Source organism: Paraburkholderia sp. BR13439, assembly GCF_040948805.1.
GTDB lineage: Bacteria > Pseudomonadota > Gammaproteobacteria > Burkholderiales > Burkholderiaceae > Paraburkholderia > Paraburkholderia youngii.
Window position 1 is genome coordinate 1 of the sequence record NZ_JBFPKN010000061.1, and the last position, 11232, is coordinate 11232.

Genomic DNA, 11232 nt, shown 5'->3' on the forward strand with positions numbered 1-11232 from the left:
GCGCATGATCCTCAGAAAACTGCGGCGTTTTTGCGTCCTTGTGCTTGTGTCGTGGCTAAACCTCTGCGCCGCTTTCGCGTCGACACCGTGAGCGGTGCCGCCGAAAGCGAATTATTCAGACCGGACTCCTTAACTTTGATCCGTTCATGATCTGTGATGCCGGGCGTTGTCGCACACCCCTGACCTCGATGACTGGGCAAGTGAAGAGTTTGGTGCGCCGAACGTGGCGACGCTCGCCTGACCAGACGGCTCGTGATGCTGGCGCGTAGGCTTTCGACGAGTCCGCATTGCTCTTTTCCGCAATCGTTCAATTCTTCTGAGCTGAAGGCGGCTTATCGGTTCTTCGATAACCCACAGGTGGATGTCGATGGCGTGCTGGGCGCGCACATCGGCCAAACGCTTTGTCGCATGCAGCAGGTGCAGATCGTACTTGCGGTTCAGGACACCACTGAGTTCAATTTGTCTCATTTGCGGGCAACCGAAGGTCTGGGATATGGCTCCGATCCACACGTTCGTGGTTTCCTGATACACAGTCTGCTTGCGCTCACGTCTGAGGGGCTGCCACTCAGCGTGATCGGCCCGAAGACGTGGATACGTAGGCTGGAGGAGTTGGGCAAGAAACATCTGCGCGGACAACGAAGCGTACAAGAGAAAGAGCGCGCGAAATGGCTCGAAGGTATCGAGCAGCTGGGCATACTCAAGACACACTGTCCGCATACGCAAGTCATCGGCGTGAGCGATCGCGAAGGCGATGTCTACGATGTGTTCCTGGCACGGCGGCCTGCCGGTGTCGACTGGCTGGTGCGCGCTTCGTGGAATCGACGCGTTGCACACCCTGATCGATATTTGTTGGAAACCGTGCTAGCCTTGCCAGTGATTGGAGAAACGCAACTGCAGGTGCCTGCGCGCGAAAACCGACAGGCGCGCACCGCACGGCTGGTTGTACGATGCATGCCCGTACGCCTTCGTCCGCGGCAAAATCGTCGTCGCGAGAAGCTTCCCGAAATTGAGGTATTTGCAATTCATGCGTTGGAAACGAACGTAGACGAAGGAGCCGAGCCATTGGAATGGCTATTGCTGACCTCGGTGCCTACGTATACGCAAGCACAGGCCCTCGAGCGTCTGGCATGGTATGCACGTCGATGCACAATTGAATCGTGGCATCGCGTGCTTAAAAGCGGCTGTCGCATTGAAACCCGCCAATTTGGCAATGTCGAACGATTCGTACGCGCCACCGCGTTGTTCGCCGTAGTAAGCTGGAGAATCCTGTACGCGATGCTGCTTGCACGGCTTGATGGAAACCTGTCGTGCGAAGTATTGCTGCAGCCAATCGAGTGGCAGGCCCTCTACTGCCGTACGCACGGTAGTACAGAAATGCCCGATGAACCGCCCTCACTCGCGCAGGTGATTTTGTGGATCGCCAGACTCGGCGGCTATCTTCCTCGAAAGCGTGATCATCCTCCAGGGCCTACCGTCATCTGGCGTGGCTTTCTTGTTCTGCATGAAATTACGATGATGTACCGAATATTCAGGCAGGACGAATAGCACGACTGCATAACTTGTGGGTAATCCTGAGGGAAAACCCCGGGGCGGTTCACAAGGTTAATCCGCGTGCCTTGAGGTGCGGCAGGTCCATACATGATGTCTAGAGTTCCGCAACGAAACTGGTGACGTGAAATACTCGTATTTACCCGTCAAAATGCCCTGTGTGAATTGGAGTCCGTATTTCCCGAAAATCCAGTCTTCAACCACATAGTTGCCCGTCAGCTCCATAGGAGACGTCATGTTCCACCCTAGCATTTCAATCCGATTGACATGTCTCGGACGAACACCCATCGACTTGACTGCGGTAGCATCGGCTCCAAGGGGTATGCTGTCGAACAAGATTAAAGGAAGATTGTCGCTGTTCGAAAGATCGACCTTCGTCAACGTGAACCGCTCGACCGAGTTTGCTTTTCTCGAGAGAAACTTCTCAACGGCATGCACATGCGTCGGAATACCCGGATGGCAATCCCACTTGGCGTAGAAATCGGAACGAAGAATCTGCCAGTCCGCATATTGCGAGTCGAGATCGCCTCGGTCAAACGAATTGGCATGTCGGCACTCGTGCGGAACTGGGTAGCGAGGAATTCCAATAATCGATGTGAAGTTGTGAAATCCGCCCGGCTTAGTCAGTTGCCTCATTTCCCGAAGCAAGGGAATCCACACGTCTTTCGTCACGAAATGTAACGACGAGTGCGCCATAACTAGATCATAATTTTCATCCGGTACGAAATCCTCGATCCGTTGCTCGATCACATCGATGTTCAATGAATAACGGTCAGCAATCGAACGAAGTTTCTTCACGGCGTTCGAGGAAAGTTCCAAGGCGGTCACCCTGTGTCCCCTGAGGGCAAGAAAGAGCGCATTTCTGCCTTCGCCACAGCCGATGTCTATAACAGTCGAGTTTCGTGGTAGAAACTGTTCAATTTCAAATACCTCAACACTCGGTCCGCCCATCGTCCAAACTTTCGCGTCCGAATAACCTTTCTCCCAAAATTGCTCACTGTTGTTCATCGTGGAACATACCTTTCTTCCAGGGTTTTCACATGGCTCGAGAAAAGATGGTGCGCGACCAAATTACTGTATTTGTAACCCTTCCTGGTCAATCGAATCTTGTCATTGGACGGTGGCTCGATGCACCCCTCAGCCTCAAGTGCATCAATTACGTCCAAAAAATCAGAATACAGACTCCGGCCAAACTGTGATGAATAGTACGCCCGAGAAAGCTGGTTCAGCGTAAGGCTGAGGATGAAATATCTCAAGCGCTCTTCGTAAGCATCCAGAACAATCCCGTACCTCACCATGCTGTGTTCGGTGATTTCGAGGCTCAAATAATCTTGAATGGCCTTGCCGACCTCATTGAGGTCGACCGCGTAGTCGAAGCTGTAGTGGTATTTTCCGTTGTAGCTTCTTGCGCCTGCTCCAATTCCGATCATCGGAACGCCGAGAAAGTCGGAAGTCTCTTGGGCGTACGCGCTGCTGCTTTCTGGCAGACGGGTGAACCTAGTGAAGGACTCTTGTCGGTATCCATTCATTTGCATGAACTCGACATTGCTATCGTAGATCGCATACGTGGTCTGGTCGTCGATGTATCGCGCCGGATGCAATCGCTGCTGCTTATAAATCGCTGTGAGAGGTCGGCTAATTGCAGGATACAGTGAGATAGTAAGTGGATCTGATGAAACGATGTGGCGGAGCGAATTTTGCCAGCTTTCGTAGGTCTGACCTGAAAGGCCGTAGATCAGATCCAGATTGAAATTTTCGAAACGCTTTCGGATATTTTCTACCGCGGAGATTGTTGTCGAAACCGGGTATGGGCGACCGCTGGCCTTCAGTTCAGCGGAATCCATGGTTTGGATACCCATACTGATTCGGTTCACGCCTTGGTTTTTCAAGAAATCGAGGAGTTCTTCGGAGATCGAGTCGGGAGAACCTTCGACACATAGCTCAGCAGAGGACGCAATATTCGGGAATCCGTGTTGAATCGATGAAAAAACCTGTCCGAATTGTTTTTCGTTTAGAATAGTCGCAGTTCCGCCACCAAAATACACAGATGCAACTGTCTTCCTTCCCGTATATTTCGCATAAAATTTGATTTGTTCACATATTTTATCAACATAATTTTGTATTATATCCTCTGTACCCTGGGTAGTTAGAAATAACGTACAATAAGTACACCTGTATCTGCAAAATGGTATATGGATATATATTGAAGCTGGCCCGCGATCACCGGTGTGCCATATTTCCGCAATGCCGATATTATGTAGACTTTTATACGACCTTTTCGAAGGATAACTATATACATACGACTTTAAGTGATTGTTCCTTATAGAATGTCGAATTGAATCCGCGATTTGCTGCATGCTTTTCTCCTAGTCCATTGAACCAATGAAATTGCACTTATCTAATAGTGCATGGGCAAAATGAATCTGAGTGAAACCGAGCGCGAAGAGCTGATGTCGATGCAGCGCAGCCGCACGATGGCGGTTGGCCAGGTAAGGCGTGCGCGGTTGATCTTGCTGCTCTTCGAAGGGGCCTCGCGGGCGGCGATCATGGCCGAATTGCTGCGATTCGCGATTCATCACAACGTGGCAAACGCGTTTCACCAGTGAGCGCCTGGGTGGCCTTTACGGCAGACATCCAGGCCGGGCGCCGCGACCTGACCTCGCGGGCCTTGAAGCGAGAGATCGACAGATGCATCTTGCGCCACGGCGTGCGCGCGGCCTTCTGAGCGAACTTTTCCTCGTACCACTGGCTCGCCCGCCCAAAGCTCAATCCCGTGCTGTCGACGATGAGACTGATCGTCTCGCCGCGCGCGAGACGTCGGGCCAGCTGTTCGCAACGCTGCGTGACGCTCACCTCCAGTGAAGCGAACCGTTCGCCCAGCTGACTGGCGCTGGGCACCAGGATGTCCAGCCCGCGAGTCTCCCAGTAGTCGTCCATATAGCCCGTGATCTGCCGCATCCCCCAGCCGAACAGCCGGTAGAAGGTAAAGATCAGCTCGATGTACGCCGTGGTGTAGGTCGGCTCACGCCCCGACACGCCCGGCGTACGGATCTTTGCGTTGATAAGCTGCGCCTTCAGATCGCCGCCCGGCACATACAGGCTGATCATGCCGCGCTTTCTCAGGCTCTGGTTATACGCCCGCGCGTTCATCACCCGGTACCCCGGTTTCTTGCGCTTGCGCGGTTCACCCGTCTTTAGTCTGGCTTTATATGGCATTATTGAAGCTGGCTTCATGATGTTGCGCTTCTACACAACCCGCACCATCTTTGCAATACCCCCATCCGGACTAAGCCCATGTACACCGTATGCCATCGGCCGAACTCTTTCGGCAAATCGCGCTAGGGGCATCCGGTCCGGCCGATCCAGAGGACAGCTTCGACAAACCAACGGTTGTCGGTCGCCGTGCGCTCTGGATCGCCTTCCTTGCCCGGCAAGACGGATTCGATTCGTGCCCATACTTCATCGCTCAATAACGTTCGAATCATCTTGGCCTGCTCGCGCAAAAGACAAAATGTAAACACATCTTCCCGTTCATGAAAATCAACACGCTCCACTTCGGCAACGGCGCGGGGGCAGCCACGGCTGCAGCGGCTGAGGTCACCGTCATCGACAGTAGCAACACAAACGAGGCGATTGATACTAAAAATTTTTTCATTAGAAGGCGCGGGCAACCCCGGCCTTCATGTCGGGGAGGGATAGCTCTCCGTGCACAGCACGGCCTTCGCCCGTCTCTTCTTTCGATAAAGCTATCATTGTGTATCCCTAACCATTGCTACGTTGAACGAGCTGGCCGTAGCGATGTGCAATGCCTTGCACTACGCTGCCTGCTGCCGCACCCACTAATTTCTCTCTGGCTCTTTTGATATTTGAGTGGGTGGTACGCCTTGCGCGGTAGCGGAAGACTCGACTCTTCGGCGTGGATTACCCCACCCCTAACCCCGCCCCAAGGCGTGGAAGTCCTTGCCGCCGGACGAGCTCGGGAGCTGGGCGCCGCAAGGCTTTGCCTGGCCCGAGCCGTCAAGCGTGCGACTGGATTTGACCGCATCAAGGGTGCGGTCCGCCGGGGTTACGCCCGCCCTTGACCCGGCCAAATCCACCCACTCGAAATTCAAAAGAGGCTTCTCTCTTGACTATCACTTTTTGTGCCAAGTGTGCGTGAGGTGGCAAATCCCACGTCAGTTCGGTATTCCAGCGAGTCTTCCGATGCGGTCGCTTCAATGTTCTCAATGTCGCAATTGCGACAAATGCGACAGATCATCGCATGGCTGGACGCCTACACTGTCGCGAAGTTGCGCGACTATGGGCAGGCTGTCTCGGATTTACAGTGGTAGGGGGACGATGTCCTTGTCGCAAGGTACAGGGCACCAGCTCGGGTTCTGTCGCAGTAAGAGCGAAAGGTCGGCCAAGACCGATATGGCATGCATTCCTTATACAGTCAGCGAATAGAACTGCTGTGCGGCAGTCTGCACCAACGCCGCAATCGTTCAATTGCCCCTTGACGATCATGTGCATGATTTTGATTTCGATGTCACCCCGGAGAATGCGGGCGCAACGAAATTTCTTGGACCCGAGCATCGGGCGGGTCCGGCGCTTGATCGCGCGGTGGTCCTGCTCGACGATGTTATTCAGATACTTCGGCTGACGAATCCTGATCGCCGTCTCGCGCCCGGCGTTGATAGCCTCAAGCGCAGCGAAATTCGCCCCACTCCTGGGCTTTGTCCGGATGGGTACGAGTTCCCGTGCCATGGACGCGACTATGCATTTTTGACGCAAACCGGTTTGCCGAAGGCGTTCCACCGGTTCAGCAGGTTGGCGATGATTACGCCTTCGCCTTCCTGCGACGCAAGCTCCTGCGTCAGCAGGGCGCTCGCCGATGCAGCGCTTGATACGCGAGATCTGTGCCTCGACCAGCGAGCGCACACCGTAGCCGTATTCTTGTGAAATGCATAGATGCCTTTGTCCTCGATGTATCTGACGATCTGGTCATGCCGGCGGGTTCGCTCCTCGCCGTGTCCGACAGTGTGAGCTGGCGGTGGGATGACGGGCGTCACGCCCGCGCCTGAAAGCGCTTCGGTACGCTCGATGCTGTAGTACGCGCCATCGGCAATCACCCGATCCATCGGCACATCAGCGGGCAGCACGGCGTCCATTCCTTCGCTGTCCGATACTTCTGTAGTGGTGATGCGGATCGCGTGTACGTTCATGTCAGCGTCGATCGACAGATGCATCTTGCGCCACGGCGTGCGCGCGGCCCTCTGAGCGAACTTTTCCTCGTACCACTGGCTCGCCCGCCCAAAGCTCAATCCCGTGCTGTCGACGATGAGACTGATCGTCTCGCCGCGCGCGAGACGTCGGGCCAGCTGTTCGCAACGCTGCGTGACGCTCACCTCCAGTGAAGCGAACCGTTCGCCCAGCTGACTGGCGCTGGGCACCGGGATGTCCAGCCCGCGAGTCTCCCAGTAGTCCTCCATATAGCCGGTGATCTGCCGCATCCCCCAGCCGAACAGCCGGTAGAAGGTAAAGATCAGCTCGATGTACGCCGTGGCGTAGGTCGGCTCACGCCCCGACACGCCCGGCGTACGGATCTTTGCGTTGATAAGCTGCGCCTTCAGATCGCCGCCCGGCACATACAGGCTGATCATGCCGCGCTTTCTCAGGCTCTGGTTATACGCCCGCGCGTTCGTCACCCGGTACCCCGGCTTCTTGCGCTTGCGCGGTTCACCCGTCTATAGTCTGGCTTTATATGGCATTATTCAAGCTGGCTTCATGTCCTCCCGCCGGGCGTTGATCGCCTGAAAGGCAATTCTATTTGCTGGCTGGATAAGGAATCCATATCATATCGGACTTGGCCGACCTCTCGCTCTTACTGCGACAGAACCAGTTGAGCTGTTCCGTGGGCAATTCGATCTGCGCCGAACAGTTCTACGGCAGACCGGACGTTCTTAACGCGTCTCTGCGGAGGAGGCGTTACAATATGGGAACGCGCTAGAACGCACAGAAACGAGTAGGACTCTCGATAAGTAGATACAGGAACTACGATTGGATCAACGGCAGATTGACCTACCTGGGATGCTTGGCGATGCCCGCGACGCCAAGGAAGCGCACGAATACGGAAAGGGCGCGGACGTGCATAGCCGGGGGGAACTCCATATGCACATGAACGGCGCGATTCCAACGTCGACGATTCGAGAGATCCTGGCAGACGAAGCGACCGTGTTGCCAGCCGGATTCGAGTTTGAGCGAGACCTAGTTCGAGCGACACCCTGCCAGTCGCTGGCCGAATACCTAACGCCATGGCAAGCTCTGCAGCTCTTTCCAAGGAAGCGCGAGAATCTCGATCGCCTCACCCTTGCAGTTGTCGCGGGCCTGGCGGAAAACAACGTGCGCTTCGTCGAGCTCCGAAGCAGCGTTCTGTACCTTGCACAGCTTCAGAAGTGTTCGCCAGCACAGGCGCTCGAGCGCCTTATCGAATCGACCAGGGTGGCTGCACTGCGCCACGGTATCCGGCGCGGCCTGATTCTCACGGTGACGCGTGGCGACTACAGCGCGGTCAACCTATCCACCCTCCTGCAGGCCTACCAGGACCTTGGTGAGCCGAAGGACGTGATTGGGCTCGACCTTGCTGGCGATGAAGAAACGGCATATCCGAAAGAGTTACCCTCGCTCTTTCGGGCGGCCAAAGACAGGTTCGATCTCGGGATCACGATCCACGCCGGTGAAACAGGCCGCGTTGAGAACGTCCGGTCTGCCGTAGAACTGTTCGGCGCAGATCGAATTGGCCACGGAACAGCGGCTGGCAAAGATCCAGATGTGCTGGAGCTTCTTTCTGCGAGGGATATCTGCGTCGAGGTGTGTCCGATCAGCAATCGGCTTACTGGCGCAGTTCCTGCGAACGAGGCTCACCCGCTTCAACAGTTCCGGCGATATGGCGTGCCGTTTGTCATTTGCTCGGATAACCCCGCAATCCACCAGCGCGGCCTTGCGGATGACCAAGCCGCCGCGATGGCCGAAGGCCTGTCGATCGGTGACATGCGACAGCAGTACGAAGTAGCCAAACGCTACTCATTCGTGAAGGATCTAAAATCCGATTTATGTCGGGCAACGAGCACAAGATCACCGAAGTGCAGCGGATCCTTGCCCCCGTAGGCGTGGACATCGTGCCGGTGTCGAGGAAAATCGAGGAGCTCCAGACAGAAGACGTCGAGAGTTTGGTGCGGGACAAGCTGACCAAGGCGTTCCAGTCCATCGGTCGCCCGTTTTTCGTCGAACATACAGGCTTGTACTTGAGCGGCCTCAATGGACTTCCCGCAGGTTTGACGCAGATATTCTGGGACAGGCTACAAGCGGATCGCTTCGCCGACCTCGTTACAGGGCTTGGCGACGCCAAGGTGACTGCCAAAACGATCCTTGGGTACTGCGACGGGCGCGAGATCCATATAATAGAAGGTGCGATCAACGGAACCGTACCTCGCAAACCTGCCGGTCCCACTCACTTCCAATGGGACTGTGTCTTCGTTCCGGATGGCAGCACACAGACGTTTGCGGAGATGGGGGCCGCCAAGGACGACATCTCCATGCGCCGCAAAGCGCTGGATCTGTTTGCCGCCCACCTCAAATCTGCGAAGGGCACGAAATGAAAGACGAACTGCTTGATGCCCACCGCACTGGCAAGCTGATGCTGTTTGCGGGGGCCGGGGTGCCTGCCAACCTTGGTCTGCCGAATTGGGACGCGTTGATCGCGCACATCGCGAAACAGCTTGGCTATGACCCGAAGATTTTCTCTACCTATGGCACTCAGCTGGCCCTTGCGGAGTTCTACAAGAAGAAGGGCGGGCTCAGGGCCCTCTGCAGCTGGATGGACCGTGAATGGCATAAGTCAACACGGACATTGAACCGCCCCGGGTTTCCCCTCAGGATTACCCACAAATTGTTCGTAATTCTGCGATGGGATGGCTTGTTGGACGGATCACCCATTGCGCGAGCGTGCCCCGACTCACCGGAATCTGCCAGCGGGCAAGTGCCGCCTGCATCCGATACAGCGGCATGCCGTCGACGTATTTCGCGGTCGCCACCGTCGCGATCACCGAGGCGTCCGCATGGCTACCCGGAATCGGCTACACTGGCATCGGGGTGAGCACGACCGGTGTATGTTCGGCGTGACGCTCGCAGTGTCGGCATGCGTACTTTGCGCGCGCGTTCTGGCGAACCGTCCACTTGACTTGGACGTGCAGCTGTTCACTGATATCCTCGCCGATGCGATGCATCGGATTGCCACAGCACGGGCAGCCTCGCTGGTCTTCCGGCAGATCGTAATCGACGCGTTCGCGCTTCAGGTACGCCGGCAACGGCTTGCGTCCGACCTTGCTCCGCTCAGGCTGGCCGACCAGTGGCAAACCGGTGTCGGGCAGTGCGGGCCCCGCATCCGCGTCGTCTTCGTCGCCGGGCTCACTGGCGAGCTGCTCCGCCTCGTCGAACCCCCGATCCTGGCGTTTCTCGCTCTTCGGTGCGTAGCGCTCGGATTGCAGCAGACGGACCTACTCCTCAAGCTGTTCGATCCGCTGGCTCAGCTCGCCGATGCGCTTCGTGTCGCCAGCCACGCGTTCTTCGAGATCGTGTATGTAGCCCTGGACGGCATGGGGTACGCGCTTGAGGTCGGGTGCATTCGTCATGCGCTCCAGGATAGCGGAGCGCGGCGCGCTACAGGTTTACGTCAATCCGTAAAAGGCGCCTGTCGCGTTGCTGACCTGCAACGTGCCGGGCTAACCGGCGTGCTCGTAATGACGGACAGGATGACGGCGAAGCGCGTCGATATCGATGCCGTCCAACAGCCAGTGCAGCTGCTGCGTTGTCAGCTTGATCACTTCCTCATCGCGTCGCGGCCACACGAAACGGTCTTCCTCGAGCCGGCGCAGCAACAGCCAGAAGCCAGTGCGCTCGTACAGCAGGAGCTTGATCCTGTCACATTTACGATTGCGGAATCGCGTAGACGGCGCCGGCAAGCGGGTCCAGCCGCATCGATTCCTCGACCAGAACAGCAAGGGTGTTGAGGCCACACCGGAAATCCACCGGTTCGCGATACAGGTAGACGCGCAGGTCGTTGGCGAAGCGCAGCATCACCGGCTTCTCAACGCGTCAATCATCGTCGTGATCAATGCCGGATCCTGCCCGCTGCACTCAAGTTCGAGACTCACCCCGTTGGGAAGTCGCGCCACCAGGCGCGACGGTGACGGTGGGCGCGGCGAACTTCGCACGACTTCGCGCGGCCTGAGCACCAGCGTCACGGCAGGCGACGAACGCAGATTTGCGCTTGCCGTCACAGCATCCGGTTCGGCTACCTCCACTACGGGTACGAATTCCGCCGAGCCCCCCTGCGCTCCAGCATGATCCACTTGCGCATCTGGTTGGCGTTCACGCCAGCCTTGAGCGCCAGGCCAGCCACCGATGCACCGGGTTTCTCGCACGCCTCGATCAGCCGTCGTTTCCCGTCGGGATCGAAGCAGCGCCTACCGCCTTCGTCGATGTGCGTGACTTTGAGAGGGAGAAAATCGAGTTCGTCTGTAAGCACCCGGGGAAGGCATCTTGACTGGGGCGATCGCTCAAACGATCAAACGATCAAGCAGCGGTCGGCGTCCAGCGATGAGGAAGCAGTTGCGCTATGTCGGCGGCACGGTGTGTCGGCAAGCG

The 11232-nt window shown here is 56.6% G+C and carries 8 protein-coding genes and 5 pseudogenes; 4 read left to right on the plus strand and 9 right to left on the minus strand.

Features of this window, described 5'->3' with window-relative positions; all coding sequences use genetic code 11:
* Window positions 1-255 precede the first annotated feature (255 nt).
* Complete coding sequence (locus AB3X96_RS41235; RefSeq protein ID WP_368594253.1) at window positions 256-1545, plus strand: IS4 family transposase; 1290 nt, start codon at window positions 256-258, stop codon at window positions 1543-1545.
* A gap of 57 nt (window positions 1546-1602) precedes the next feature.
* Here the strand turns inward: AB3X96_RS41235 and AB3X96_RS41240 are convergent, their stop codons facing one another.
* Together AB3X96_RS41240 and AB3X96_RS41245 are read right to left on the minus strand one after the other, a co-directional pair.
* On the minus strand, window positions 1603-2556 hold the full coding sequence (locus AB3X96_RS41240) for a class I SAM-dependent methyltransferase (RefSeq protein WP_368594248.1): 954 nt from the start codon (window positions 2554-2556) through the stop codon (window positions 1603-1605).
* Window positions 2553-3905, minus strand: coding sequence for an STM4012 family radical SAM protein (locus AB3X96_RS41245; protein ID WP_368594249.1), 1353 nt, complete (start codon window positions 3903-3905; stop codon window positions 2553-2555). Before AB3X96_RS41245 ends, AB3X96_RS41240 begins: the two co-directional genes overlap by 4 nt.
* Before the next feature lie 51 nt (window positions 3906-3956).
* Between AB3X96_RS41245 and AB3X96_RS41250 the strand changes: the two are divergent.
* A pseudogene (locus tag AB3X96_RS41250) lies at window positions 3957-4227 on the plus strand (IS630 family transposase); the annotation flags it as partial.
* A 93-nt stretch (window positions 4228-4320) separates the two neighbouring features.
* Here the strand turns inward: AB3X96_RS41250 and AB3X96_RS41255 are convergent.
* The 4 genes and pseudogenes from AB3X96_RS41255 to AB3X96_RS41270 form a co-directional block, all read right to left on the minus strand.
* A pseudogene (locus AB3X96_RS41255) lies at window positions 4321-4782 on the minus strand (transposase); the annotation flags it as partial.
* A gap of 107 nt (window positions 4783-4889) precedes the next feature.
* Window positions 4890-5033 (minus strand): annotated as a pseudogene (locus AB3X96_RS41260) (transposase); the annotation flags it as partial.
* Between the two features lie 942 nt (window positions 5034-5975).
* Window positions 5976-6258: pseudogene (locus tag AB3X96_RS41265) on the minus strand (DDE-type integrase/transposase/recombinase); the annotation flags it as partial.
* 44 nt (window positions 6259-6302) lie between these two features.
* Window positions 6303-7190 carry a transposase gene (locus AB3X96_RS41270; RefSeq protein WP_368594254.1) on the minus strand — a complete coding sequence of 296 codons (888 nt, stop codon included), beginning with the start codon at window positions 7188-7190 and terminating at the stop codon, window positions 6303-6305.
* Window positions 7191-7587: 397 nt separating this feature from the next.
* Here AB3X96_RS41270 and AB3X96_RS41275 point away from each other — a divergent pair, with 397 nt between their 5' ends.
* Window positions 7588-8694: an adenosine deaminase gene (locus AB3X96_RS41275; RefSeq protein ID WP_246392488.1), complete on the plus strand. Its 1107-nt coding sequence runs from the start codon at window positions 7588-7590 to the stop codon at window positions 8692-8694.
* A complete protein-coding gene (locus tag AB3X96_RS41280) occupies window positions 8640-9185 on the plus strand; it encodes a non-canonical purine NTP pyrophosphatase (RefSeq protein ID WP_368594250.1) in 546 nt (181 codons plus the stop codon). Before AB3X96_RS41275 ends, AB3X96_RS41280 begins: the two co-directional genes overlap by 55 nt.
* 318 nt (window positions 9186-9503) lie before the next feature.
* Here the strand turns inward: AB3X96_RS41280 and AB3X96_RS41285 are convergent.
* The 3 genes and pseudogenes from AB3X96_RS41285 to tnpB (AB3X96_RS41295) all read right to left on the minus strand — a co-directional run.
* Window positions 9504-10217, minus strand: a pseudogene (locus AB3X96_RS41285) (IS66 family transposase zinc-finger binding domain-containing protein); the annotation flags it as partial.
* Between the two features lie 90 nt (window positions 10218-10307).
* Window positions 10308-10547 carry an IS66 family insertion sequence element accessory protein TnpB gene (tnpB, locus tag AB3X96_RS41290; protein WP_368594251.1) on the minus strand — a complete coding sequence of 80 codons (240 nt, stop codon included), beginning with the start codon at window positions 10545-10547 and terminating at the stop codon, window positions 10308-10310.
* Window positions 10513-10662 (minus strand): IS66 family insertion sequence element accessory protein TnpB, encoded by a 150-nt coding sequence (tnpB, locus tag AB3X96_RS41295; RefSeq protein WP_368594252.1) that lies wholly within the window; start codon window positions 10660-10662, stop codon window positions 10513-10515. Before tnpB (AB3X96_RS41295) ends, tnpB (AB3X96_RS41290) begins: the two co-directional genes overlap by 35 nt.
* Between the last annotated feature and the right edge of the window lie 570 nt (window positions 10663-11232).